Raw genomic sequence first — 228 nt, 5'->3', positions numbered from 1 at the left:
ATCATGCGGCGGGTCAGCGGCTCCTTGATCCACAGGTGTGCGATCAGCGGCGTGAACACCGGCGCGGCATAGCTGAACAGCATGGCGTCGGTCAGCGGCAGGTGGGCGAGGGCGTAGAAGTAGCAGTACATGCCGCCCAGGCCGTAGGTGGTGCGCAGCAGGTGCGATAGCGGGCGGCGGGTGCGCAGCGGGCCGATGCCGCGAGTCAGCGCCAGGGGCAGGAAGAAC

1 protein-coding gene is annotated in these 228 nt (G+C 68.4%); it reads right to left on the bottom strand.

The features are described from left to right. Nucleotides 1–228, bottom strand: a 228-nt coding sequence (locus tag ACLJNW_RS29255) for an EamA family transporter (protein WP_410962177.1), incomplete at both ends; no start/stop codon positions are given.

The sequence above is a fragment of the Salmonella sp. SAL4457 genome, assembly GCF_046548235.1.
Classification (GTDB): Bacteria; Pseudomonadota; Gammaproteobacteria; order Enterobacterales; family Enterobacteriaceae; genus Salmonella; species Salmonella enterica.
This window is presented reverse-complemented; position numbering and strand designations above follow the sequence as displayed.